This is a genomic window from Pseudonocardia xishanensis (assembly GCF_039541715.1).
Classification (GTDB): Bacteria; Actinomycetota; Actinomycetes; order Mycobacteriales; family Pseudonocardiaceae; genus Pseudonocardia; species Pseudonocardia xishanensis.
Genome location: NZ_BAABGT010000034.1, coordinates 1 through 24581, shown reverse-complemented (window position 1 = coordinate 24581; position 24581 = coordinate 1). Strand labels below are relative to the sequence as shown.

Annotated in this window: 18 protein-coding genes and 3 tRNA genes; 11 read left to right on the top strand and 10 right to left on the bottom strand. The window is 74.9% G+C overall.

All coding sequences use genetic code 11. From position 1 onward, the window contains the following. Window positions 1–8 precede the first annotated feature (8 nt). The 4 genes from ABD993_RS15395 to ABD993_RS15380 all read right to left on the bottom strand — a co-directional run bounded on the left by ABD993_RS15395 (window position 9) and on the right by ABD993_RS15380 (window position 5088). A complete protein-coding gene (locus ABD993_RS15395; RefSeq protein ID WP_345417930.1) occupies window positions 9–1478 on the bottom strand; it encodes a CYTH and CHAD domain-containing protein in 1470 nt (489 codons plus the stop codon). 28 nt (window positions 1479–1506) lie between these two features. Then, window positions 1507–2937, bottom strand: coding sequence for an AMP-binding protein (locus tag ABD993_RS15390; RefSeq protein WP_345417927.1), 1431 nt, complete (start codon window positions 2935–2937; stop codon window positions 1507–1509). Window positions 2938–2980: 43 nt separating this feature from the next. Continuing rightward, on the bottom strand, window positions 2981–3940 hold the full coding sequence (locus ABD993_RS15385; RefSeq protein WP_345417924.1) for an NAD(P)/FAD-dependent oxidoreductase: 960 nt from the start codon (window positions 3938–3940) through the stop codon (window positions 2981–2983). A gap of 200 nt (window positions 3941–4140) precedes the next feature. Further along, window positions 4141–5088 (bottom strand): o-succinylbenzoate synthase, encoded by a 948-nt coding sequence (locus ABD993_RS15380; protein WP_345417921.1) that lies wholly within the window; start codon window positions 5086–5088, stop codon window positions 4141–4143. A gap of 38 nt (window positions 5089–5126) precedes the next feature. Here ABD993_RS15380 and ABD993_RS15375 point away from each other — a divergent pair, with 38 nt between their 5' ends. Together ABD993_RS15375 and ABD993_RS15370 are read left to right on the top strand one after the other, a co-directional pair. Continuing rightward, a complete protein-coding gene (locus ABD993_RS15375) occupies window positions 5127–5693 on the top strand; it encodes a TetR/AcrR family transcriptional regulator (RefSeq protein ID WP_345417919.1) in 567 nt (188 codons plus the stop codon). A 13-nt stretch (window positions 5694–5706) separates the two neighbouring features. Beyond that, window positions 5707–6435 carry a siderophore-interacting protein gene (locus ABD993_RS15370; protein WP_345417916.1) on the top strand — a complete coding sequence of 243 codons (729 nt, stop codon included), beginning with the start codon at window positions 5707–5709 and terminating at the stop codon, window positions 6433–6435. 216 nt (window positions 6436–6651) lie between these two features. On the opposite strand, the gene ABD993_RS15365 is transcribed toward ABD993_RS15370, so the two are convergent. Continuing rightward, entirely contained in the window at window positions 6652–8181 is a 1530-nt protein-coding gene (locus ABD993_RS15365; RefSeq protein ID WP_345417913.1) for an acetyl-CoA acetyltransferase, read from the bottom strand. A gap of 110 nt (window positions 8182–8291) precedes the next feature. Between ABD993_RS15365 and ABD993_RS15360 the strand changes: the two genes are divergently transcribed. The 7 genes from ABD993_RS15360 to ABD993_RS15330 all read left to right on the top strand — a co-directional run bounded on the left by ABD993_RS15360 (window position 8292) and on the right by ABD993_RS15330 (window position 19048). Continuing rightward, window positions 8292–9032: a response regulator transcription factor gene (locus tag ABD993_RS15360; RefSeq protein WP_345417910.1), complete on the top strand. Its 741-nt coding sequence runs from the start codon at window positions 8292–8294 to the stop codon at window positions 9030–9032. 7 nt (window positions 9033–9039) lie between these two features. Further along, entirely contained in the window at window positions 9040–10527 is a 1488-nt protein-coding gene (locus ABD993_RS15355; protein ID WP_345417907.1) for a sensor histidine kinase, read from the top strand. Window positions 10528–10714: 187 nt separating this feature from the next. After that, complete coding sequence (locus ABD993_RS15350) at window positions 10715–12718, top strand: glycosyltransferase family 39 protein (protein ID WP_425569009.1); 2004 nt, start codon at window positions 10715–10717, stop codon at window positions 12716–12718. 217 nt (window positions 12719–12935) lie between these two features. Further along, on the top strand, window positions 12936–14222 hold the full coding sequence (locus ABD993_RS15345; RefSeq protein ID WP_345417904.1) for a bifunctional glycosyltransferase family 2/GtrA family protein: 1287 nt from the start codon (window positions 12936–12938) through the stop codon (window positions 14220–14222). 10 nt (window positions 14223–14232) lie between these two features. Continuing rightward, window positions 14233–16392, top strand: a complete 2160-nt coding sequence (locus ABD993_RS15340) for a glycosyltransferase family 39 protein (RefSeq protein WP_425569008.1) — start codon at window positions 14233–14235, stop codon at window positions 16390–16392. Window positions 16393–16517: 125 nt separating this feature from the next. Further along, window positions 16518–18110: an AMP-binding protein gene (locus tag ABD993_RS15335; protein WP_345417901.1), complete on the top strand. Its 1593-nt coding sequence runs from the start codon at window positions 16518–16520 to the stop codon at window positions 18108–18110. Between the two features lie 56 nt (window positions 18111–18166). Next, a complete protein-coding gene (locus ABD993_RS15330) occupies window positions 18167–19048 on the top strand; it encodes a ferredoxin family protein (protein WP_345417898.1) in 882 nt (293 codons plus the stop codon). A 46-nt stretch (window positions 19049–19094) separates the two neighbouring features. Here the strand turns inward: ABD993_RS15330 and ABD993_RS15325 are convergent. The 4 genes from ABD993_RS15325 to gltX all read right to left on the bottom strand — a co-directional run bounded on the left by ABD993_RS15325 (window position 19095) and on the right by gltX (window position 20901). Next, window positions 19095–19167 (bottom strand) — tRNA-Glu (locus ABD993_RS15325). Window positions 19168–19208: 41 nt separating this feature from the next. Then, a tRNA-Glu gene (locus ABD993_RS15320) sits at window positions 19209–19281 on the bottom strand. A gap of 39 nt (window positions 19282–19320) precedes the next feature. After that, window positions 19321–19392 (bottom strand) — tRNA-Gln (locus ABD993_RS15315). Window positions 19393–19434: 42 nt separating this feature from the next. Next, window positions 19435–20901, bottom strand: coding sequence for a glutamate--tRNA ligase (gene gltX, locus ABD993_RS15310; RefSeq protein WP_345417895.1), 1467 nt, complete (start codon window positions 20899–20901; stop codon window positions 19435–19437). A 55-nt stretch (window positions 20902–20956) separates the two neighbouring features. On the opposite strand from gltX, the gene ABD993_RS15305 reads away from it, so the two are divergent. Beyond that, window positions 20957–22255, top strand: a complete 1299-nt coding sequence (locus tag ABD993_RS15305) for an FAD-dependent oxidoreductase (RefSeq protein ID WP_345417893.1) — start codon at window positions 20957–20959, stop codon at window positions 22253–22255. Window positions 22256–22326: 71 nt separating this feature from the next. Here the strand turns inward: ABD993_RS15305 and cimA are convergent, their stop codons facing one another. Then, complete coding sequence (gene cimA, locus ABD993_RS15300; RefSeq protein ID WP_345417890.1) at window positions 22327–23898, bottom strand: citramalate synthase; 1572 nt, start codon at window positions 23896–23898, stop codon at window positions 22327–22329. Between the two features lie 261 nt (window positions 23899–24159). On the opposite strand from cimA, the gene ABD993_RS15295 reads away from it, so the two are divergent. Further along, window positions 24160–24474: an EthD family reductase gene (locus tag ABD993_RS15295; protein WP_345417887.1), complete on the top strand. Its 315-nt coding sequence runs from the start codon at window positions 24160–24162 to the stop codon at window positions 24472–24474. The last annotated feature ends 107 nt before the right edge of the window (window positions 24475–24581 follow it).

Sequence of the window (24581 nt, the reverse complement as noted above, 5' to 3'; positions counted from 1 at the left end):
TGCCACCCTCAGCGCGAGGCCAGGCCCTCCTCGATCCGGGCCGCGTCGGCGGCGGCGTGGCCGTAGAGCAGGCCGAAGGTGAAGCCGTTGCCGCCGTCGATGTGGGCGCGGGCGCCCAGGTCCCGCAGGACCTCGCGGCCGACCACGGCGTCCTGGTGCTCGCCGAGCGCGCGGGTGCGGTCCTTGAGGGCCTTCGGCTTCCGTCCGGTCACCTCGATCGCGTACCGCGCCCGCTTGCCCGCCTTGCGCGCCGAGTGGACGGCGGCGTCCGCGTCGTCTTCGGCCAGCAGGGCGGCACGCGCCTCCTCGAGCCGACGCTCGAACCGCTTCTCCGCCTTGGCGACGCCCTTCTCGAGCCCCTTCTTCGACCGCGCCGCCCTGGTCAGCGGCGGCTCCTGCAGGAAGTGCTCGAGGGCTCCGCGCAGCGCCGTGTACCGCTCGCTGTCCAGCGCGGCGAGCGTGGCCGCGCGCGCCTCGGCGCGGGCCCGGGCGAAGTGCCGGGTGACCTGCGCCTGCACCGGCCCGAGCACGAGCTCCTCCGGAAGCGCGTCGATCGCGCGGGTGATGCGCTCCTCCTGCACCTCGAGGTCACGGGCCGGGGCGAGCGCACGACCCAGCCACTGCAGCTCGCCCGAGAGCGCGGTGGCCCGCTCGCCGTCGACGAGCGCCGCGTGCGCCTTGAGGGCACTGCGGATCCGGCGGGCGGCGACACGCACCTGGTGCACGGCGTCCTCGGAGTCCCGGCGCGCGCCGAGGTCCGCGGCCGCGAGCCGGTCGGCGTGCTTTCCGACGTAGGCGAGCAGCGCCGCCCCGGCCGAGCCCTTCCGACCCGGCTGCCGCTTCGGGGCGGGGGCCGCGTCGATGCGCAGCAGCGAGCCGAGCTCGGCGTCCGCGGTCGACTCGGCGGGGACCGCGCCGGTCTGGGCCAGCCGCTCGGCGAGCGCGGCGGCCAGGGCGGGCCGCGAGGTCGTCACGGTGGTCTCGGACCAGTTCTCGACCGTGGTCTCGGCGCCGAACGTGGCGAGCTGCACCTCGTCGCGGACGATCTCGGCGATCTCCCGGTGGTTGCCCCCGCGCAGCGACTCGCGCGTCCGGACACGACGGATCCGGCCGACCGGGCCGAGCTCCGCGCCCCGGAGGACACCGCGGACCAGCTCGTGCAGCTCGGCGGGCAGCGCGGGGTCCACGCCCTCGACGTCCGGCACGGCGACCGGGATGCTCAGGTGCTCGTCCTCCAGGGCGTCCGGCAGGTCGAGCCGCCAGTGCGCCTCGTTCCCGGTGCGGTGCAGCGCCACCACGATCCCGGAGGTGGCCAGCCGCAGGTCCGGCGTGTCGTACCGGTCGACCGACACCACCTCGGCCTCGCCCTCCATCGTGGACCGGACCCCGTCGAGTCCGACGAGGTTCGGGGCACCGGCGGCGGCCGGGGCGCGGTAGGTGACGGGCGGGGTCTGCGGGGTCGAGGTGCGAACAGCCATACCGCAGGGTGCCCGACCGGGCGTCCCGTCAATCGCTCCCGAGGAGCTTCTTCTGGACCTTGCCCATCGCGTTGCGGGGCAAGGAGTCCGCGAACCGGATCTCGCGCGGGCGTTTGTGCGGCGAGAGGAGGGCCGCCACGTGGTCGATGAGCACCTGCGGCACGGGCGGCTCCCCCTCCGGCACGACGTGCGCCACGATCCGCTCCCCCAGGTCCTCGTCCGGGACCCCGACGACGGCGGCCTCGGCCACCGCGGGGTGCTCCAGCAGGGCGTTCTCGATCTCCCCCGCGCCGATCTTGTAGCCGCCGGACTTGATCAGGTCCGTGGCCTGGCGCCCGACCAGGGCCAGCAGCCCGTCGGCTGTCCAGCGGCCGATGTCGCCGGTGCGGAACCAGCCGTCGTCGGTCCACTCGGCGGCGTCGGGCAGGTCGAGGTAGCCGGAGAACAGCTGCGGGCCGCGGACCTCGACGGCACCCAGCCCGTCGCCGTCGGGCAGCGGGGCCAGCCGGACCTCGGTGCCCGGCAACGGCCGCCCGACCGTTCCGACCACGGGCTCCTCGTCCGCGCGCGCGGCGGTGAGGATCAGGGTCTCGGTGAGCCCGTAGCGCTCCCGGACGGCGAGCCCGGTGGCCTTCTCGATCTGGGCGTGGTCGACGGCGGTGAGCGCGGCCGACCCGGAGATCAGCAGCCGGGCGCGGCCGACGGCCTGCGCCGCGGCGGAGTCGGTCTCGAGGTCCGCGGCGAGGCGGTGGTAGTGGGTGGGGACGCCGAAGACGAGCGTGGCGCCGTCCGTGACGGCCCGGGCGAGCCGGGTGCCGTCGATCCCACCGAGGTGTCGCATCGACCCGCCGCGGCGCAGCGGGCCGATCGTGCCGAGCACCAGCCCGTGCACGTGGAAGATCGGCAGGGCGTGGACCAGCGCGTCCTCGGCGGTCCACGCCCAGGCGTCGGCGAGGGCGTCGAGGTCGGCGGCGATCGCGCCGCGGGAGAGCACCGCGCCCTTCGGCGGGCCGGTGGTGCCGCTCGTGTAGACGACGAGGGCCGGTGCGGCGGCGTCCGGCTCGGCCGGGATCGGGGCGGGATCGGGCCGTGCGGTGACGTCGACGTCGATCCGCGGCAGGTGGGCGATCGCCTCGGGCAGCACGACGTCCGGTGCGGTCAGCACGACCTCCGGACTCGAGTTCGCGACGATGTGCGCGAGCTCGCGCTCGCCGGCCCTGGGGTTCACCGGCACCACGGGCACGCCCGCCAGCAGCCCGGCGGTGATGCCGGTCGCGGCGGCCGGCGTCGGGGTGGCCCAGACGGCGACGCGGCTGCGACCGGCGATCCGGGTGCCCAGGTCGCTCGCCAGCGCCGCCAGCTCGCGGTAGGTGAGGGCACCGTCCGGGAAGGCGAGGGCAGGCGAGTCGCTCGGGGCGTGCAGGGCGGGGAGCAGGGTCCCGTCGGCGTCGACGTTCATCCCTCGATTATGAGCGCCCGGGCGGCGGGCGCCCGGCGTGGTCTCAGTGCTCGACGACGGCGGCGGGGGTCAGCCTGCGGGCGATCTCCCGGCCCAGCAGTGCCCCGGAGCGCCAGGCCGTCTCGATGCGCGAGCTGCCCCAGCCGTCCCCGGCGAGCCCGATGCCGCCCGCGCCGAGGTGGAAGGGCTCGGCGCGGTCCTTCTCCGGCGAGGCGAACCGCCAGCGGTGCACGTCCGTCCACACCGGATCCTCCGGGAGCCCGAGCAGCTCCCGGACGGCCTCGACGACCAGGGGCACCGCGCCCGCCGGGTCCGCGTCGAACGTCCGGGCGATCTCGGCGGTGGTGTGCGACACCAGGACCGGCACGCCGTCGCCGCGGCGGGCCCCGTCGTCCGCGACCAGGGTGAGCACCGGATGGTCGTTGACGAACGCGGCGGACAGAGCGGGCCAGGCCCGGCTCGGGTAGCCCGCGGCCACGGTCACGGCCGGGCGCCACGGCCGGTCCGCGACCAGGGCGGCCTCGGGCAGGTCCGGGTCGAGGAGGCGGGCGGCCTGCGGGTCCGGCATGGCGAGCACGACGACGTCCGCGGGCTCGCCGTCCACCCGCGGCCCGGCCTCGACGCGACCCACCTCGTGCTGCAACCGGACGTCCAGCCCCTCGGCCGACGCCGCCACCAGGCTGCGCAGCCCACCGGGCGCGGCCCACCGCACCGGCCCCGCGGAGCGCGCGCGGTCGCCGTGGGAGAGCACCGCCAGCTCGGTCGTCCACGGCCGGGCGAGCCCCGCCGAGCGCCACCCGGCCACGACCTCGGCGAACTCCGGGTCCCGGACGGTGAAGTAGGCGGCGCCCATGTCGACCGGCCTGCCGTCGTGCGGAGAGCTGGCCATCCGGCCGCCGACGGTCCGGGCACGGTCGAGCACCCGCACCGGCAGCCCGGCGAGGTCGATCTCCCGGGCACAGGCGATCCCGGCGAGCCCGGCCCCGACCACCACGACGCTCATGACTCCCCCACCCTAGAACCCCCACCGGCCCACGAGCGCCCCGCCGGCCCCACGCCCGGGTGATCCGCCTCCCGCCCGGACGTCCGACTCGGTTGTCGAGAACGGGGGACTCGCGGAGCCCCTGCCCGCGAGTCCCCCACTTCCCACACGCGAGTCCCCCACTTTCACGGGCCGAGTCGGACACGCCCGCGGGCCCGGCGTCAGCGGGTGGCGAGGCGGTCCGCTCTGGCCCGCCACCACTTCTTCCGGTCCGGGTCGGCGGCGACCTCGTGCCGACGGACGGGGTCGGGGGCGGTGCGCAGGACCGGCAGCCAGCCGTCCACCGGGAGCAGCCGGTCCGCGTCGGCGACGACGTCGGTGGTGAACAGCCGCCCCGTCCCCAGCCCACAGGCGTAGTCCAGCTCGGGCAGCGCCGCGGCCAGCGCGATCTCCGCGGCCAGCCCCACGCTCGACTCCAGCGCCGAGGACACCACGCACGGCAGCCCGACCGCCTCCGCCACCCGCAGCGCCCGGCGCACCCCGCCCAGCGGCAGGCACTTGAGGATCGCGACGTCCGCGGCCTCGGTCACCGCCACGGCCAGTGGGTCCGGGGCGCGCCGGATCGCCTCGTCGGCGGCGATCCGGACGTCCACCCGCCGCCGCACCGCGGCCAGCTCCGCGATCGTGACGCAGGGCTGCTCCACGTACTGCAGACCCCCGGCGGCCCGGTCGAGACCCCTGATCGCGCGCACCGCCTCGTCCACCGACCAGCCGGTGTTGGCGTCCACCCGGATGTGGCCCGCGGGCCCCAGCGCGTCCCGCACCGCGGCGACCCGTTCCCGGTCCTCGCCCGCCGAGTCCGGGTGGTCGGCGACCTTGACCTTCGCCGTCTGACAGCCGCTCGCCCGGACCAGCTCCGCCGCCCGCTCCGGCCCGACCGCCGGGACGATGCAGTTCACCGGCACCCGGGAGCGCACCGGCTCGGGCCAGCCCTCCTCGGCCGCCTCCCGGGCCCCGGCGAACCAGGCCGCGGCCTCGGCGTCGGGGTACTCGGGGAAGGCGCAGAACTCACCCCAGCCCGCCGGGCCGCGGAGGAGCAGTCCCTCCCGCACCGTGATCCCGCGGAACCGGGTGGTCATCGGGATCGAGTAGACCGCGGGCGACTCCATACCCCCGGAGGGTACTCAGCAGGAGGTAAGGTCGCCCCATGAGGGCGAGGGTCTCCCGCGACGAGCGCGAGCGGCAGATCCTGGACGCCGCGGCGGCGGTCTTCACGGAGCGGGGCTACGCCAACGCCTCGATGGACGCCGTGGCCGAGCGCGTCGGCGTCACGAAGCCGGTGCTGTACACGCACTTCGGGTCCAAGGAGGGCCTGCTGCTCGCGTGCGTCACGCAGGCGCGGACCGCCCTGCTGGAGGTGACCAGCGCGGCCGCGCAGGAGGCGACGGGCCCCGAGGACATGCTCCGCCGCGGCACCCTGGCCTTCTTCCGCTTCCTCGACGAGCGCCCCGCCTTCACCCTGCTGTACTCCGAGGGCAGCATCGCGGCCGAGGCGCTCGAGGAGATCCGCGCGCAGCAGACGGACTTCATCGCCGCGCTGCTGGGGTTCGCCGACCCGGCGGCGGACGCCGTGCGGCTGCAGGGCTGGGCCCGGGTGATCGTCGGGGCGTGCGAGCGGCTGGCGGTGTGGCGCAAGCAGGATCCGAGCGTCACGCCCGAGCACGCGACCGAGTATCTGATGGACCTCGCGTGGAGCGGTCTGGCGCACCGGTAGCCTCGACGCCGCCATGACCACGACCGCCCCCCGCCTGCTCCAGGTCCGCCGCCGCACCGCCGTGACCCCCCGGATGATCCGGGTGACGCTCACCGGTGACGAGCTGATCGGCTTCCCCGGCGAGGGCCCGGACCGCCGGATCAAGATGTTCTTCCCCGTCGAGGGCCAGGACCGGCCCGCGGTCCCCCGGGCGAGCACCGGCGGTCCGGTGTGGCCGACCGGCGAGGCCCGCCCCACCATCCGCACGTACACCGTCCGGCGGTTCGATCCCGCAGCAGGCGAGCTGGACGTCGACTTCGTGGTGCACTCCGGCTACGGCCCCGCGGCGGCGTGGGCCCAGGCCGCCGAGCCCGGCTCGTGGGTCGGGGTGTCCGAGCCCGGCGGTCGCTGGGTGCCGGATCCCGCGGCGGACTTCCACCTGGTGATCGGGGACGAGTCGGCGCTGCCCGCGATCGCCACGGTCCTGGAGGCGCTCCCCGGGGCGCGAGTGATCGCGCTGGTCGAGGTGGCGGACGCCGCCGAGGAGCAGGACCTCCCGGTCACCTGGGTGCACCGGGGCTCGGCGCCCGCGGGCGAGCCGCTGGTGGCGGCGGTCGAGGCCCTCGCGTTGCCGTCCGGCACCGGGCAGGCGTGGCTGGCCGGGGAGTCCGCCGCGGTGAAGGAGATCCGCGCCCACCTGTTGGGCCCCCGGGGCTTCGACCGCAGGGCCGTCTACGCGACGGGCTACTGGCGGGCGCGCTGACGGGGTCGCTGACGGACCCGCTGACGGACCCGCTGACGCGAGCGCACGTTTCGTGCGCTCAGCGCGGTGCGATCGCCGCTTGCGTGCGCTCAGCGTGGTGCCGACCGCGCTCGGAGCACGAAACGTGCGAACACTGCGCCGGGCCGACCGCGCTCAGAACACGAAACGTGCGATCACCGCGCGGGGCCGACCGCGCTCAGAGCACGAAACGTGCAATCACCGCGCCGGGTCGACCTGGATCCGGTCCCCGACCCACCCGACCCGCACCCGCCGTCCGACGACGGCGGGGCCGGGTGCGGCGGCCGGACCGTCGGGGAAGAGGGTGAGGGCCCGGGCGCTCGCGGCGTCCCCCTCCGCGGTGCACCCCGCGACCCGCTCGCCGTCCTGGGTGAGCGCGACCAGGAAGGCCTGGGCGGGCAGCCCGTCCCGGTCGTACTCGACCGTCGCCGCCTCCACCGTCACCTCGCCCTCGGCGGCGCACAGCGGCGGGCCCGGCTCCGCCACCGAGTGCGGCACGGGATCGCCGACGTACCCGTCGACGTGCGCCTCCCGCCCCAGCACGACGGCGTGCTGCCGGGTCAGGTGGCCGCCGTTGGCGTGCACGAGCGCGGTCCTGGCCCCCGCCCGGATCCGCTCGGCGCAGGCGGCCAGCGCGTGCAGCGTGTAGCTGGACAGCGGACCGCCGAAGGCCGAGTGCCCGCCGGTCGCCCCGGTCACCGCCGAGGGGGGCAGCCCGAGGTAGCGCGCCGCGAGCCGCGGGACGACCGGGAAGCACGAGTAGACGTCCACGACGTCGATCTCCTCGCTCGCCAGCCCGGCCGCGGCGAGGGCCCGGTCGAAGGCGGCGCACAGGGCCGGGGAGCCTGCGAGGTCGGCGCGGGCGAGGACGTCCGGCGCGTCGTCGCTACCCGCGCCGCCCCAGACGTGGACCATCCGCTCCTCGGCCACCCCGTGCTCCCGGGCGACCGCGACGGACGTCAGCAGCAGCGCCGCGGACTGGTCCACCAGCGGCATCGCGGTCATCCCGAGCGTGTACGGCTCCCCGACCATCCGGTTGTCCGGTCCGACCCGCGCGATCTCGGAAGCGCTGCGCGCCACGGGGTTCCACGCGAAGGGGTTGTCCGCGGCGACGGCGCTCAGCGCGGCGAACAGCTCCGCGCCCGCGGCGATCGTCTCGGCGGGCTCCTCGCCGAGCGCGTGCCCCAGCGCGGTGTCGACCATCGGGTAGAAGCGCCGCGGCAGCGCGATCCCGGCGGCGACCATGGCGGGCGAGCCCATCTCGTCGGGACCGATCGGGGTCGGGCCGCCGGGGTCGATGGTCCAGCCGAGGTCCGCCCCGGGATCGACGCCCGCGCGCGCCAGCACGGCGGTCGACGCCGCCGCCTCGGCTCCCGCGACCAGCTCGATCCGGGTCTCCCCGGCCGCGATGCGGGCGGCGGCCGCGTCGAGCAGGGCGGCGGGCCAGTGCCCCCCGAGGGATGCGGCGACGGTGTGCGTGGGCGCGGCGGCCAACCTCTCGGCCAGCCGCCCGGCCAGATCGTCGTACGCCCAGCTCGCGACATGGGTCAGCGAGATCGCGTCCAGCTCGCGGAGCAGGCGGGTGCCGGTCTCGCAGGCGTCCGCCGCGGCGGCGTGCACGGCGTCGGCCAGCAGGCGCAGCGGTTCGCGGGCGCCGGCGACCGTGCGGTCGCGGTTGCCGCGCACCTGTCCCACCCCGACCAGGACGGGCGCCCTCTCCGCGATCACCGGCGAAACCTAGGGCATGCGGCTCGGACCGCCACGGCCGGGCCCGGCGCACAGCAGACCCACAGGAACCACCCATGGGCGACACAGTGGGATCCGGCAGCGTCCCTACCATGACCGAGGTGAGCGAGCAGTCCGCACCACTCCGTCGCGCCGACGGCAGCCCCGTCCGCGTCCTGGTGGTGGACGACGAGGCGACGCTCTCCGACCTGCTCTCGATGGCCCTGCGCTACGAGGGCTGGGCGGTCCGCAGCGCGGGCGACGGGCTGTCCGCGGTCCGCGCGGCGCGCGAGTTCACCCCGGACGCCGTGGTCCTCGACATCATGCTGCCGGACCTCGACGGGCTGGAGGTGCTGCGCAGGCTGCGCGCCGAGGCCCCCGAGGTCCCGGTCCTGTTCCTCACCGCGAAGGACGCCGTCGAGGACCGGGTGGCGGGCCTGACCGCGGGCGGGGACGACTACGTCACCAAGCCCTTCAGCCTCGAGGAGCTGGTCGCCCGGCTGCGCGGGCTGCTGCGTCGGGCGGGCATGACGGCGGCGCGGCAGGGCTCCGAGCTCGTCGTCGGCGACCTGGTGCTGGACGAGGACTCGCACGAGGTCCGTCGCGGCGGCACGGACATCGACCTGACCGCCACCGAGTTCGAGCTGCTGCGCTTCCTGATGCGCAACCCCAAGCGGGTGCTGTCCAAGGCGCAGATCCTGGACCGCGTGTGGCACTACGACTTCGGCGGCCAGTCCAACGTCGTCGAGCTGTACGTCTCCTACCTGCGCAAGAAGATCGACGTCGGGCGCCCCCCAATGATCCACACCGTCCGCGGGGCCGGGTACGTGCTCAAGCCGGGTGCCCCAGCATGATGGGCGGATGCCGCGGGTGACCGATCGTGGCCGGACGCTGCGCGCCCGGCTCGTCGCGACGGTGCTGGTGCTGCTCGCCGTCGTCGGCGCGGTGATCGGCATCGCGACCACGCTCGCGTTGCGCGGCTTCCTCTACGGCCAGCTCGACGGGGACGTCCGGGCCGCCGCGGACCGGTTCGCCTTCTCCCGCACCGAGCCCGCCCCGCCCGGCGCGCCGCGGGACTTCCTCGGGCCGGCCCAGCGGCCCGGGACGCTCGGCGCCGTGCTCGTCGGCGGCGTCGTCCAGGAGGCGGCGGTGTCGGACCGGCGTGGGTCCGCCCGCACCGTCCCGGCCACGGACCTCGCGACCCTGGCCGGGCTGCCGGTCGGTGCCCGGCCCAGCACCGTGGACCTGGAGCTCGGCACCTACCGCGTGGTCGCCGAGGCCGGTCCGAACGGGACCGTCCTCGTCCTGGGGCAGCCCGCGGGCCCGGTGACGGACGTCGTGAACCGGCTGGTGGTGATCGAGCTGATCGTGATCGGCGTGGCGCTCGGCGGCGCCGCCGTGGCCGGGACGGTCGTCGTGCGGCGGGCCCTGCGGCCCCTGGAGGAGGTCGCCGACGTCGCCGCGGAGGTGTCGACCATGCCGTTGGACTCCGGTGAGGTGGACCTGGCCACCCGCGTGCCCGCGCCGGACGCCCGGACCGAGGTCGGACAGGTCGGCGTGGCGCTGAACCGCATGCTGGACAACGTCTCCGGCGCCCTCACCGCCCGGCAGGAGAGCGAGATGCAGCTGCGGCAGTTCGTCGCGGACGCCAGCCACGAGCTCCGGACCCCGCTCGCGGCGATCCGCGGGTACGCCGAGCTGACCGCTCGCGACCCGGCACTCTCCGCGGAGGCGGCCCACTCGTTGGGGCGCATCACCTCCCAGTCCGAGCGCATGTCCACCCTGGTCGAGGACCTGCTGCTGCTCGCCCGGCTGGACGCGGGCAGGCCGCTGGAGAGCGCGCCCGTCGACCTGACCCGGCTGGTGCTCGACGCCGTCTCCGACGCCCACGCCGTGGGACCCGACCACCGCTGGGAGCTCGCCCTGCCGGACGAGCCGGTGGTGCTCCCCGGGGACGCCTCGCGGCTCACCCAGGTCCTCACGAACCTGCTGGCCAACGCGCGCACCCACACCCCCGTGGGCACCCGCGTGACCGTGGGCCTGCACCCACGGCCCGGCGCCGTCGACCTCACCGTCGCCGACACCGGCCCGGGCATCCCCGCCGACCTGCGCCCGCACGTCTTCGAGCGCTTCGCCCGCGGCTCGGTCGGCCGCGCCCGCGCCCGCAACGACACCCCCAGCACCGGGTTGGGCCTGGCGATCGTCGCCGCCGTCGTCGCGGCCCACCACGGCACGGTCACCCTGGAGAGCACTCCGGGCCGCACGGTCTTCACCGTCACCCTCCCCACGTCCGCGTCACCCGCCGTGGTGTCGGACTCGCGGGTCGAGCGCGGGGGACTCGCGGGATAGGCTCCCGCCAGTCCCCCACCCCCGACCCGGGAGTCCCCCGCGCTCGCCCCGCGAGTCGGACATCACGGCGCGCGAGGGGACACCACGGCCGTCGTGGAGACGCATCGGCGCCCGGGGGCGACGCACACAGCCGGCGCACAGGTCGGGCACCGGGTTGGCACAGGCGGGGCGAGCAGGGTCGGGCAGTGTGACGAGCACCCTCTCCGCGCGCCCCGCCGACCCGCACGTGCCCGACGAACCCCCACCCCGACCGCGCGGGCGGCTCGTCCAGCGGGGGTCGGTGGCGGCGCTGCTGGTCGCGACGGGGTTCCTCTACCTCTGGAACCTGTCCGCCTCCGGGTGGGCCAACGCCTTCTACTCGGCGGCGGCGCAGGCGGGCGGGCAGAGCTGGGAGGCGTGGTTCTTCGGCTCGTCCGACGCCGCAGGCTCGATCACCGTCGACAAGACTCCCGCGGCGCTGTGGGTCACCGGGCTCGCCGTGCGGATCTTCGGGCTGAGCAGCTGGAGCATCCTCGTCCCGCAGGCGCTCATGGGCATCGGCGCCGTCGCGCTGCTGTACGCGACGGTCCGCCGCACCTCGGGCCACGCCGCGGGTCTGCTCGCGGGCACGGTCCTCGCGCTCACCCCCGTCGCGACGCTGATCTTCCGCTTCAACAACCCCGACGCCCTGATGGTCCTGCTCCTGGTCGCCGCCGTCTGGGCGACGCTGCGCGGGTCGGCGGACGGCCGTACTCGCTGGCTCGTGCTCGCCGGGGTGTTCCTCGGCTTCGGGTTCCTCACGAAGATGTTGCAGGCCTTCGTGATCGTCCCCGCGCTGGCCGGGCTGTGGCTGCTCGCCGCCCCGACCGGGATCGGGCGCCGGATCCGGGACCTCGTGGTCGCCGGCGTCGCGATGGTCGTGAGCGCGGGTTGGTGGGTGCTGGTCGTGGAACTGTGGCCTGCGGCGGCGCGGCCGTACATCGGCGGGTCGCAGACCAACTCCGTGCTCGAACTGGTGCTGGGCTACAACGGGTTCGGCCGACTGACCGGCGACGAGACCGGCAGCGTCGGCGGCGGCGCGGGCGGCGGCTGGGGGCGGACCGGGATCACCCGGCTCTTCGGGTCCGAGATGGGCGCCGAGGCGTCCTGGCTGCTCCCGACGGCGCTGATCCTGCTCGGCGCCCTGGTCTGGCTGACCCGACGACGGCCGCGCACCGACCCGGTCCGCGCCGCCGTGATCGCGTGGGGCGGCTGGCTGCTGATCACCGGCCTGCTGTTCAGCTACATGGCCGGGATCATCCACCCCTACTACACCGTCGCCCTCGCGCCGGCCATCGGCGCGCTCGTCGGGATCGGGGCGGTGGAGCTGTGGCGCATCCGCTCGACGACGGCCGCCCGCGTCCTGCTGGCCCTGTCGACCGCGGTCGCCGCGGGCTGGGGCTTCCTCCTGCTCGACGGCCGGCAGCCCTGGCTGGGCTGGACCTCCGTCGCCCTGGGCGTGGTCGCTGCAGGTGCGCTGCTCGGCGTGCACCGGCTGCCCCGCCTGCTGACGGCCGGTGTGGTGACGGGCGCGATCGTCGCCTCCCTCGCGGGCTCGGCGGCGTGGTCGGTCGCCACCGCCGCCGAGGCCCACACCGGCGCGATCCCGAGCGCGGGACCGGCCGGGGTCGGCCGGGGCGGTATGGGTGGCCCGGGCGGGGGCGGGCCCGGCGGGATGCGGGGCGGCGTCGTCCAGGGCGGCCCGATCGGCACGACCGGGTTCCGCCCGGGCGGCGCGGGCACGGGCACCGGCGGCACCGGGTTCGGGGGGCGCGGGGGAATGGGGGGCTTCGGGTCCCTGCTCGGCACCACCACCCCGTCCGCGCAGGTCACAGCATTGCTGCAGCAGGAAGCGGCGGACTACACCTGGGTCGCGGCGGCGGTCGGGTCCAACGCGGCGGCGGGCTACCAGCTCGCCGCCGGGTCGCCGGTGATGGCGGTCGGCGGCTTCAACGGCACCGACCCCTCCCCGACCCTGGAGCAGTTCCAGCAGGACGTCGCGCAGGGACGGATCCACTGGTTCGTCGGCGGCGCGGGGGCGGACCGGGGCGGGAGCAGCACCGGTGGCAGCGACGCCGCGGCGCGCATCGCCGAGTGGGTCCGGCAGACCTTCACCGCCCGGACCGTGGACGGCGTCACCCTCTACGACCTCAGCGGCGGCACCACCGCCTGAGACCGGTCCCGACGGCCCGCACCCGACCCGGGTGCGGGCCGTTCGCCGTCTCACAGCCGGCGCACAGGTCCGACACATGATCACGACAGCCCGACCGACGACCGTCTGCACCATGCCGCTCCCCGTGACACCCCCGACACCCGATCGGGGCGCGCACACAGCCGGGTCACAGGCCGACCACGAAGCCGGGACAGCCCGGGAGACGACCGTGATCGGCATGAGCCCAGTCGCCACCGAACCCGCAGGCCCGAGCACCTCCGCAGGTCGCGGGGCCCGCGTCGTGCTGGACATCGTCGTCCCCGTCCACAACGAGCAGGCCGACCTCGAGACCTCGGTCCGCAGGCTGCACGCGCACCTGCGCGCCACCTTCCCGTACAGCTTCCGGATCACGGTGGCGGACAACGCCTCCACCGACTCGACGCCGCTGATCGGCGCCCGGCTCGCCGCCGAGATCCCGGAGGTACGGCTGCACCGCCTGGAGCAGAAGGGCCGCGGGCGCGCGCTGCACACCGTGTGGTCGGCGTCCGACGCGCAGGTCCTGGCCTACTGCGACGTCGACCTCTCCACCGACCTCAACGCCGTCCTCCCGCTCGTCGCCCCGCTGGTCTCCGGGCACTCGGACCTCGCGATCGGGACCCGGCTCGGCCGTGGGTCGCGTGTGGTGCGCGGGGCCAAGCGCGAGTTCATCTCCCGCTGCTACAACCTGATCCTGCGCAGCACCCTGCAGGCCGGGTTCTCCGACGCCCAGTGCGGGTTCAAGGCGATCCGCGCGGACGTGGCGCAGCGGCTGCTCCCCCTCGTCGAGGACACCGGCTGGTTCTTCGACACCGAGCTCCTGGTGCTCGCCGAGCGGGCGGACCTGCGCATCCACGAGGTTCCGGTGGACTGGGTGGACGACCCGAACTCCACGGTGGACATCGTCGCGACGGCCACGGCGGACCTCAAGGGGGTCTGGCGCGTCGGACGCGCACTCGCCACCGGAGCCCTGCCGATCGCCGAGGTCCGGGCCCAGCTCGGGCGGGCACCCCTGCCCGGGGCGGGTGGGCAGCTCGCTGTCGACGGCGTCCCGAAGGGCCTGCCCACCCAGCTCGTCCGGTTCGCCGCGATCGGCGTCGCCAGCACGCTCGCGAACCTCCTGTTGTTCCTGCTGTTCCGCACGGTCATGGGCCCGATCGCGGCGAACGTCGTCGCGCTGCTGGTCACCACGGTCGCCAACACCGCGGCCAACCGGCGGCTGACCTTCGGCGTCCGCGGCCGCGAGGGCGCGGCGAAGCACCAGTTCCAGGGCCTGATCGTGTTCGCGCTCGGGCTCGGCCTGACGACCGGCGCCCTCGCCCTGCTCGGCGTCCTGTTCCCCGCGGCGCACCAGGGGATCGAGGTGGCGACGATCGTCGTCGCCAACCTGGTCGCCACGGTCCTGCGGTTCCTGCTGTTCCGCGCCTGGGTGTTCCGCACGCCCGCGGCCGCGGCGCCCGCCGAGCTCCCCACCCAGATCGCCGCCTGAGAGGCCCCTCGTGACCGCCACCCTGAGCCCCGGAACCGACACCCGTCCCCCGGCGGACGACTCCGGCCCACGTCCGCGCCGATGGCATCGCCCGGCGGTCGTCGCCCTCGTGGTCGGCACCGCGGTGCTGTACCTGCAGAACCTCGCGATCTCGGGCTGGGCCAACTCGTTCTACGCCGCGGCCGTGCAGGCCGGGACGCAGAACTGGACCGCGTTCCTCTTCGGGTCGCTGGACTCCGGGAACGCGATCACCGTGGACAAGCCGCCCGCCTCGCTGTGGGTGATGGCGTTGTCCGGCAGGGTCTTCGGGTTCAGCTCGTGGAGCATGCTCGCCCCGCAGGCGCTGATGGCGGTGGCCGCGGTGTGGGTGCTCCACTGCGCGGTCAAGCGGGTCGCGGGACCCGGCGCGGGGCTGCTGGCCGGGCTGGTCCTGGCCCTCACCCCGGTCGCGGTGATGATGTTCCGCTTCAACAACCCGGACGCGTTGTTGGTGCTGCTCATGGTCCTCGCCGGCTACTGCACGGTGCGGGCGGTGGAGAAGGCGTCCTGGCGCTGGCTGCTGCTGACCGGGCTGGGGCTCGGGTTCGCGTTCCTGACCAAGATGCTGCAGGCCTTCCTGGTGGTGCCCGGGTTCGCGGCGGCCTACCTCTGGGCCGCGCCGACGACGCTCGGGCGGCGGATCCGGGACGTGGTGGTCGCCGGCGTCGGGATCGTCGTGGGCGCGGGCTGGTGGCTGCTTGCGGTGGCGCTGTGGCCCGCCGGGTCGCGGCCCTACATCGGCGGTTCGACGGACGACTCGCCGCTGGAGCTGGCCTTCGGCTACAACGGCCTGGGCCGCATCTTCGGCGGCTCCGGCAACGGCGGCGGGGGGGCGCGCGGGGGCGAGGCAGGCGGGTTCGGCGCCGCCCCGTTCGCGACGACGGGCGGTGCCGCCCCGGGCGGGGGTACTGCGGGCGCTCTTCCCGGCGGCACCGTGCCGGGCGGCACCGTGCCGGGCGGCTCCGCGGCGGACGTCGTGGGCGAGACGTTCGGCGGGGCTCCCGGCGGCTTGCCCGGCGGGGCGATGTTCGGCGGCCGGGCCGGGCTGGGACGGCTCTTCTCCACCTCCTTCGGCACGCAGATCTCCTGGCTCCTGCCTGCGGCGCTGATCCTGCTGGTCGTCGCGGTCGTGCTCACCCGGCGCGCCCCGCGCACGGACCGGCTGCGGGCGTCGCTGGTCGTGTGGGGCGGCTGGACCGTCGTGACCGCGCTGGTGTTCAGCTTCATGAGCGGCACGATCCACCCGTACTACTCCGTGGCGCTGGCACCCGGGATCGCGGCGCTGATCGGCCTCGGCGGGCGCGAGGCGTGGCGGGCGCGGGACACCTGGCTGGGCCGGGCGACCCTCGCCGCGTCGACCGCGGTGACCTCGGCCTGGGCCTTCGTCCTGCTCGGCTGGTCCCCGACCTTCCTGCCCTGGCTGCGCTGGGTGGTCCTGGTGGCCGGGATGGTCGTCGCGGTGCTGTTCCTGATCCCCTCCGGCCGCCGGCGCTGGGCGGCCGTGGTCGCGGGTGCGGCGGTCGTGGTCGGCCTCGCGGCCCCCGCCGCCTCCGCCGCGGTCACCGCGGGTACCGCCCACACCGGGGCGATCCCGAGCGCGGGCCCCGCGGTCGAGGGCGCCGAAGGCGGGTTCGGCGGGATGCGCGGAGGTGCGGGCCGCTTCGGTGCACCGGGTGACCAGGCCCCGGGCGGCACGGCCCCCGGCGTCCCGACCGGCGCAGCGGACCGGCTCGGCGGACCGGGCGGCTTCGGCCAACCGGGCGGCTTCGGCGGACCGGGCGGCGCCGAGACCGTGGACGCCGAGCTCGTCACGCTCCTGCAGAACGCGGGCACCCGCTGGGCCGCGGCGACCAGCGGCTCCCAGGGCGCGGCGTCGCTGGAGCTCGCCTCGGGCGCGTCGGTCATGGCGATGGGCGGCTTCACCGGCTCCGATCCCTACCCGACCCTGTCACAGTTCCAGGCCTACGTGGCCGCCGGCGACATCCACTACTTCGTCGGCGGCGGGATGGGCGGCGGCCCGGGCGGCCGCGGCGGCGCCACCGCGGAGATCACCACCTGGGTGGAGCAGCATTTCACCGCCCGGACGATCGGCGGCCGGACCGTCTACGACCTCACCACCCCGTCGGGCTGAGCGATCAGCACCAGCGCTGTTCGATCACGACCGGACAGCGCTGGTGCCGATCTCACCGGCCGCACCCGAGCCCCGATGTCCGACTCGCGCGTCAGAAGTGGGGGACTCGCGGTTCGGTGTGTTGAATGGCCGGTGTGGACTCCTCGCCCCTTCGGACTGCACTGGGTTCCGCGCTCGGCACCTCGCGAGCGCTCGTCGCGTTGACCCGGTCCGGGGTGGTGCGGCCCATCCGGCCGGACCGGCTGGTCCAGGGCCTGGCGGGGCTCGCGCGGTACCGGCTCACCCTCGCGGGCGGGTACGCGTTCGGGGCGGCCCGGCACCCGGAGCGGCCCGCGGTCGTCGACGACGCGGGCACCCTCACCTACGCCGAGCTCCACACCCGGACCGGGGGCATGGCCCGTGGGCTCGCCCGGCGGGGCGTCGGCGAGGGCACGCGGATCGGGGTGCTCTGCCGCAACCACCGCACCCCCGTCGAGGCGATGGTCACCGCGTCGACGCTGGGCGCGGACGTCGTGCTGCTGAACACCGGGCTCTCCCCCGACCAGCTCGCCGAGATCGCCGACGAGCTCGACCTGCACACGGTCATCGCGGACGACGAGTTCCGCGACCTCGTCCCCGCCGACCGCACCGTGCTCGGTGAGGCCGAGTTCGAGGCCCTGGCCGACACCCCCGGCCCCGCCCCCGCCCGGCCCCGCCGCGAGGGCCGGATGATCGTGCTGACGTCCGGCACCACGGGCACGCCGAAGGGCGCCCGCAGGCCGCCGATCTCGAACCTCGGCCCCGCCGCCGCGATCCTGTCGGTCATCCCGCTGCGCGCCGCCGACCGGGTGCTGATCGCCGCGCCGCTGTTCCACACCTGGGGCAACGCCGGGCTGCTGCTGACCCTCCTGCAGGGCGGAACCCTCGTCCTGCGCCGCCGTTTCGACCCGGAGGACGTGCTCGACACCGTCGAGGAGCAGGACGTCCAGGTGATCATCGCGGTGCCCGTCATGGCGCAGCGGCTCCACGAGACCGGCCGGGGCTGGCGCGGCCGCAGGCCACGGATCGTCGCGGTGTCCGGGTCGGCGCTGCCCAGCGGGCTGGCCCTCGACTTCATGGATCGCTACGGGGACTGCCTCTACAACCTCTACGGCTCCACCGAGGTCTCGTGGGTGAGCATCGCCTCGCCGCGCGACCTGCGCGAGGCGCCGGGCACCGCGGGCCGCGCCCCCGTCGGCACGGTCCTGCGCATCCTGGACGACGACGGCCGCGCCGTCCCGCCCGGCACCGACGGCCGCGTCTTCGTCGGCAACGACATGCCGTTCGAGGGCTACACCCGCCCCGGCACGGAGATCGAGATACACGACGGCCTGATCGGCACCGGCGACCTCGGCCACCTGGACGACGCCGGGCGGCTGCACCTCACCGGACGCGGCGACGACATGATCGTCAGCGGCGGCGAGAACGTCCATCCCGGTCCCGTCGAGGACCTGATCGCGGCGGACGCCGGGGTCCGGGAGGTCGCCGTCGTCGGGGTGTCGGACGAGCGGTTCGGCCAGCGGCTCGCCGCCTACGTCGTGCTGCACCCCGGGGCCGACCTCGACGAGGACGGGGTGCGCGAGCTCGTCCGGGCCAAGGCCGCCCGGTTCGCCGTGCCGCGTGACGTGGTGTTCCTCGACGAGCTCCCGCGCAACCAGACCGGGAAGGTGCTCAGCAGAGAGTTACCGGGTCGCGACTGACCGCATCGTTCGAGGTCACCCGCACGATTTAGGCGACCCTAAGGTAGAGTCTCGACATGGCTGGGGACCGGCTGGAGCGCTGTTCCGGCCTCGCGCGCGCCCTCGCCGAACCGCTGCCGGGCACCGCGCCGACGGCCGAGCGGCTGGTGTTCGTCGAGAGCATGGGCGCATGGCCGCGGTCGGTCGACCGGCACCCGGATCCCGCGATCTCGGGGCTCGCGGGGCGGGCCGCGGAGGCCGGTCGCAAGCTGTTCCTGATCCGCAGGCCCGGCCGCCGTCGCGCGGCGGACGCGCCGCGCACCGTGCTGGTCGCCGACATCGCGCCCGGTCGCACCCGCGTCGGCCGGTTCACCGTCGACGGGCCCGCCGACCTGGCCGCACTGCCACTCGGCGAGGCCGGCGCGGGCACGCGGGTCACGCGGCCGAGCCTGGTGGTCTGCACCCACGGGACCCGGGACGTGTGCTGCGCGGTCGAGGGCCGAGCGCTGGCCCAGGACGTGGCGGGGACCGGGCAGGTGGACGTCTGGGAGTGCTCGCACCTCGGCGGACACCGCTTCGCGCCCACCGCGCTGGTGCTGCCGACCGGATACCTCTACGGCAGGCTGGACGTCGGGACCGCGATCGCCGCGGCGAAGGCGGCGGGGGCCGGGGAGGTCGAGCCGGACCTGTGTCGCGGGCGGATGGCGTGGACCCCGGCGGGCCAGGTCGCGGAGCTCGCCGTCCGCGCGGAGACCGGCCTGCGGGACGCGGACGCCGTCTCCGTGGTCGACGTCACCATGAGCGCGGCGCCGCACACCGAGGTCGTCCTGGCCGGGCCGGGCGGGCGCTGGGCGGTGCGGATCGAGGAAGAGCGTGGACCGGCGCGACCGTTGTCCTGCGCGGGCACCCTGGAAAGGTGCGCACCCCTGGTCGCCACCGCCGTCCGCGCGCTCGCCTGAGTACGGGAACACCCCTCTCCAGCGAACCGGAAAGGGGTGTTCTCAGTAGTCCCGACGGGATTTGAACCCGCGCTACCGCCTTGAGAGGGCGGCGTCCTAGGCCGCTAGACGACGGGACCAGGGTATGCAGTTGTACCAGCGAAGACGTCTCCGTCCTCAGTAGCCCCGACGGGATTTGAACCCGCGCTACCGCCTTGAGAGGGCGGCGTCCTAGGCCGCTAGACGACGGGGCCGGACAGTCACATTCAACTGATGGAAACTCAGTGTTTCCGCTGGGGTACCAGGACTCGAACCTAGACTAACTGAACCAGAATCAGTCGTGCTGCCAATTACACCATACCCCAAGGAGACATCGGGCTGGCCCGGCGTCCCTCGCATGTAGGACTCTAGACCACGGCCTTCGCCCGCTCCAAAGCACCCCCCAGTCGCGCGAGGGACACCTCGCTCCCGAGCAGTTCCATGGACTCGTAGAGCGGGGGCGACACGGTCCGGCCGCTGACGGCGACGCGGATGGGACCGAACGCCTTGCGCGGCTTGAGCCCCAGACCCTCGACCAACGAGTCCTTGAGGGACTCCTCGATGGCGGCGGTGGTCCAGTCCGACAGGCCGGCGAGGCCCGTGATCGCGGCCTCCAGGACCGGCACCGCGTCCGCGCCGAGGTTCTTGGCCGCGGCGTCCTCGTCGAGGACGAGGTCGTCGACGAACAGGAACGCCAGCATCCGCGCGGCGTCGGACAGCACCACGCTGCGCTCCTGGACGAGCGGGGCCGCGGCGACCAGCACCGGGTCGTCCGCGGACACCTCGATGCCGATCGCGGCCAGGTACGGGATCACCCGCGCGGCGAAGTCGGCGGGATCGAGCGCGCGCAGGTGAGTGGCGTTGATCGCCTCGGCCTTCTTGAGGTCGAACCGGGCGGTGTTGGACGACACGCGCGAGACGTCGAAGGCCGCCACCATCTCGTCCAGGGAGAAGACGTCCCGATCCTCGGCGATGGACCACCCGAGCAGCGCGAGGTAGTTGAGCAGCCCCTCCGGGATGAAGCCACGGTCCCGGTAGGTGAACAGGTTCGACTGCGGGTCCCGCTTGGACAGCTTGCGGTTGCCCTCGCCGGTGACCAGCGGGAGGTGCCCGTAGACCAGCGGACCCTCGCCGATGCCGACCCGCTGGAGCGCCTCGAGCAGGGCGATCTGCCGCGGGGTGGAGCTGAGCAGGTCCTCGCCGCGCAGGACGTGCGTGATGCCCATGAGCGCGTCGTCCAGCGGGTTGGTCAGCGGGTACAGCGGCGTGCCGTCGCCGCGGGCGAGCACGAAGTCCGGGACCAGGCCCTGCTTGAACGTGACCTCCCCGCGGACGAGGTCGGTGAAGGTGATGTCCCGGTCCGGCATGCGCAGCCGGTAGACGGGCTTGCGCCCCTCGGCCCGGAACGCCGCCTTCCGCTCCTCGGTGAGGTCGCGGTCGACGTTGTCGTAGCCGAGCTTGGGGTCCCGGCCCGCCGCCCGGTGCCGGGCCTCGATCTCCTCGGCGCTGGAGTACGACTCGTAGACCTCGCCCGCCTCGACGAGCCTGCTGAGCGCGTCCCGGTAGAGGTCGCCGCGCTCGCTCTGCCGGTAGGGGCCGTGCGGGCCGCCCTTGACGGGTCCCTCGTCCCAGTCCAGCCCCAGCCACCGCAGCGCGTCCACGATCGCCTCGTAGCTCTCGATGCTGTCCCGGGCGGCGTCGGTGTCCTCGATGCGGAAGACGAAGTCGCCCTGGTGGTGGCGGGCGTGCGCCCAGTTGAACAGGGCGGTGCGGATGAGCCCCACGTGCGGGGTCCCGGTGGGCGACGGGCAGAAGCGGACGCGAACGGTACTCATGGTGGGCCCAGGGTAACGCTGGTGCTCAGCGTGCCTCCGGAGTACATTTCAACGCATGATGAATAATGCGGTGGTCGTGGGCGGGGGTCCCGCCGGGATGGTGCTGGGCCTGCTGCTCGCGCGGGCCGGCGTGGAGGTCACGGTGCTGGAGAAGCACCCGGACTTCCTGCGGGACTTCCGCGGCGACACCGTCCATCCCTCCACCCTCGAGCTGCTGGACGAGCTGGGCCTCGGCCCACGGTTCGACGTGCTCCCCCAGCGCCGGATCCAGTCCGTCCGTGCGCTGCTGGACGGCGGGAGCATCCAGATCGGGAACTTCGCCCTGCTGAAGTCCGCGCGGCCCTACATCGCGCTGGTGCCGCAGTGGGACTTCCTGGATCTGCTCGCGGCGGCGGCCGCCGAGGAGCCGACCTTCACCCTGATCCGCAATGCCGAGGTCACCGGCCTGCTGCAGGCCGGAGAGGGCGCCCCCGGAGTCGACCAGCGACACGGCGCACGGGTCACCGGGGTGCGCTGGAGGGACCGCGTGACCGGCGAGGAGCACACCCTCTCCGCGGCGCTGACGATCGGCTGCGACGGCCGCCGGTCGGTCGTGCGGGAGGAGGCGGGGCTGCGCGGGCGGGCCTTCGGCGTGCCGATGGACGTCGAGTGGTTCCGGCTGCCGCGCGAGGAGGAGGACCCGGTCGGCGGGATGGGGCGGTTCACCCGCGGCCACTTCGCCGTGATGATCGACCGCGGGGACTACTGGCAGTGCGCGTACCTGATCCGCAAGGGCGGGGACTCCGCGCTGCGGGCGCTCGGCCTCGACGCCCTGCGCCGCCGGATGGCCCGGCTCATCCCCCTGACCGCGGACCGGGTCGGCACGCTGACCTCGTGGGAGGACGTCTCCATGCTCGACGTCCGGCTGGACCGGCTGCGGCGCTGGTTCCGCCCCGGGCTGCTGCTGATCGGGGACGCCGCGCACGCCATGTCCCCGGTCGGCGGGGTCGGTATCAACCTCGCCGTCGCGGACGCCGTGGCCGCCGCCCGGATGCTCGCCCCGGCCCTGCGCGCGGGCTCGGACTCGGTCCTCCCGCTGGCCCGGGTGCAGGCGCGGCGCTGGATCCCGACCGCGGCGATCCAGGCGCTGCAGCGGGTGGCGCACAAGGTCATCCTCGGCCAGGCGCTGGGTCTCGACCCCGACGCGCCGGTCGCCGAGACGACGGAGCTGCCTGCCTTCGCCCGGTTCGTCGAGCGGCACCCCGGGCTGCAGCGGGTGCCCGCGCGGATCCTGGGCCTGGGGCTGTTGCAGGAGCACGCGCCGAGCTGGGCCCGGCGTGCCCCGCAGCGGGTCCACGAGCCCCTCGCGGGCTGACCCGGACATCCCCCGCGGCGCCCCTCCGCCCTGCCCGCTCCGGTGCGGGCAGGACAGGGGGGTCCGCGGTCCTACCCCCGGGAGTGCAGGGCGGCGTAGGCCAGCGCGTCGACCATGGCCAGCCAGCTCGCCTCGACCACGTTCGGGTGCACGCCCACCGTCGTCCACTCCCCCAGCTTGTCGCTCGTCTCGACCAGCACCCGGGTGACGGCGTGGGTGCCCGCGGAGCCACCCGGCGTCAGGATGCGGACCTTGTAGTCACTCAGCTCGACCCCGCCGAGCCACGGGCAGCCGGGTTCGAGGGCGGCGCGCAGGGCGGCGTCGAGGGCGTTGACCGGGCCGTTGCCCTCCCGGGTCGCGATCAGCCGCTCGTCGCCCACCTGCAGCTTCACCGTCGCCTCCGCGGTGACCTCCTCGCCGCCGCGCCTCTCGATGATCACCCGGTAGGACTCCAGCGCGAACGGCACCGGCGACTCCTCGCCGAGCGCGCCGCGCATGAGCAGCTCCAGGGACGCGTCCGCGGCCTCGAAGGACCACCCGTGGGCCTCGCGCTCCTTCACCGTCCCGACGACTTGCGCGACGGCCTCGGCGCCCAGCGCGAGCCCCAGCTCGGCCCCCTTCAGCTCCACCGACGCGCGTCCGGCCATCTCGGTCACCAGCACCCGCTGCACGTTCCCGACCACCTCCGGGTCCATGTGGTTGTACAGCTCCGGGTCCACCTTGATCGCCGACGCGTGCAGCCCGGCCTTGTGCGCGAACGCCGACGACCCGACGTAGGGCTGGTGGGTGTCCGGCGCCAGGTTCGCGATCTCGGCCAGCGCGTGCGACACCCGGGTGAGGTCGCCCAGCGCGGGCAGGACCGGCATGTCCAGCTTCGTCGCCAGGTTCCCGACGACCGCGAACAGGTCCGCGTTGCCGGTCCGCTCGCCGTAGCCGTTGGCCGTGCACTGCACGTGGGTCGCCCCGGCCTGGACCGCCGAGACCGAGTTCGCGACGGCGCAGCCGGTGTCGTCCTGGCAGTGGATGCCGAGCCGGAACCCGGTCCGTTCGCCGACCTGCGCGACGACCTCGGCGATCCCGAGCGGCAGCATCCCGCCGTTGGTGTCGCACAGCACCGCGACGTCCGCGCCCGCGGTCACGGCGGCGTCGAGCACCCGCAGCGCGGTGTCGGGGTCGAAGGCGTAGCCGTCGAAGAAGTGCTCGGCGTCGACGAAGACCCGCCGCCCCTCGCCGCGCAGGAACCGCACGGTGTCGGCGACCATGGCGCAGTTCTCGGCGACGTCGGTCCGCAGCGCCCGCTCGATGTGTCGCCGGTCCGACTTCGCCACCAGCGTGACGACGGGGGTCTGCGCGTCCAGCAGGGCCCGGACCTGCGGGTCCTGCTCGGCGGTGAGCCCGGCTTTGCGGGTGGCACCGAAGGCGACGAGCCGGGCGTGCCGCAGGGTCAGCTCCCCGGCCGCCGCGCGGGCGAAGAACTCGGTGTCCTTCGGCATCGCGCCGGGCCAGCCGCCCTCGATGAACCCGACGCCCAGGCCGTCGAGCAGCCGGGCGACGGCGAGCTTGTCCGCCACGGAGTACGAGATGCCCTCGCGCTGGGCCCCGTCACGCAAGGTGGTGTCGTAGACGTGGAAGGCATCGGACATGAGTCTCTCCGGGTGTGGTGGGGCAACAAAAAAGACCCCCCGCGGATGCGGGAGGTCTGCGCGTCGGCCTGGTTCGGCTGCCGACGCGCTAGCAGATAATGATCACGGTGAGCGAGAACACGGACCGAGTGTGCCCCAGTACTCGCGCGATCCCAAGCCCCTTCCACATCCTGGGACGGCTGCTCCCGACCGAGGCGACCGCATCGAGGATGGGGCCACCGCGGCACACCGGCGTCCCGCGGACCGACCTCCGGAGGAAGCGTGTCGATCTCCCTGACCGTCCTGTACCACCAGCCCGCCGACAAGGCGGCGTTCGACAAGCACTACGACGAGGTGCACATCCCGCTCGCGTCCAAGCTCCCGGACCTGCAGGGGTACACCGTCGTCCGACCGGGCCCCGGGCTCGACGGCGCGGACCCCCGGTACCACCTCATCGCCACGCTCCAGTTCCCGTCCCTCGAGGCGTTGCAGGCCTCCATGGGCGGCCCGGAGGGCCAGGCCGCCAACGCCGATCTCGGGAACTTCGCCCAGGCGGGCGCGACCCTCCTGATCGGTGAGCCCCAGCAGGTCGTCTAGAAGAGGAGGACGGCCCCCTCGCGCGAGGGGGCCGTCCGTCGTCCGGGGTCTAGAGCGTGTCTCTTAACTGAGGCGGGCGTGGATGACGACCGCAGCGAGGAGGACTC

Coding starts and splice junctions, on each gene's coding strand:
- ABD993_RS15330 (WP_345417898.1), top strand. CDS start 18,167: ATGGCTGGGGACCGGCTGGAGCGCTGTTCCGGCCTCGCGCGCGCCCTC.
- ABD993_RS15375 (WP_345417919.1), top strand. CDS start 5,127: ATGAGGGCGAGGGTCTCCCGCGACGAGCGCGAGCGGCAGATCCTGGAC.
- ABD993_RS15370 (WP_345417916.1), top strand. CDS start 5,707: ATGACCACGACCGCCCCCCGCCTGCTCCAGGTCCGCCGCCGCACCGCC.
- ABD993_RS15305 (WP_345417893.1), top strand. CDS start 20,957: ATGATGAATAATGCGGTGGTCGTGGGCGGGGGTCCCGCCGGGATGGTG.
- cimA (WP_345417890.1), bottom strand. CDS start 23,898: ATGTCCGATGCCTTCCACGTCTACGACACCACCTTGCGTGACGGGGCC.
- ABD993_RS15380 (WP_345417921.1), bottom strand. CDS start 5,088: ATGGAGTCGCCCGCGGTCTACTCGATCCCGATGACCACCCGGTTCCGC.
- ABD993_RS15335 (WP_345417901.1), top strand. CDS start 16,518: ATGGCCGGTGTGGACTCCTCGCCCCTTCGGACTGCACTGGGTTCCGCG.
- ABD993_RS15390 (WP_345417927.1), bottom strand. CDS start 2,937: ATGAACGTCGACGCCGACGGGACCCTGCTCCCCGCCCTGCACGCCCCG.
- ABD993_RS15360 (WP_345417910.1), top strand. CDS start 8,292: ATGACCGAGGTGAGCGAGCAGTCCGCACCACTCCGTCGCGCCGACGGC.
- ABD993_RS15355 (WP_345417907.1), top strand. CDS start 9,040: ATGCCGCGGGTGACCGATCGTGGCCGGACGCTGCGCGCCCGGCTCGTC.
- gltX (WP_345417895.1), bottom strand. CDS start 20,901: ATGAGTACCGTTCGCGTCCGCTTCTGCCCGTCGCCCACCGGGACCCCG.
- ABD993_RS15385 (WP_345417924.1), bottom strand. CDS start 3,940: ATGAGCGTCGTGGTGGTCGGGGCCGGGCTCGCCGGGATCGCCTGTGCC.
- ABD993_RS15345 (WP_345417904.1), top strand. CDS start 12,936: ATGAGCCCAGTCGCCACCGAACCCGCAGGCCCGAGCACCTCCGCAGGT.
- ABD993_RS15395 (WP_345417930.1), bottom strand. CDS start 1,478: ATGGCTGTTCGCACCTCGACCCCGCAGACCCCGCCCGTCACCTACCGC.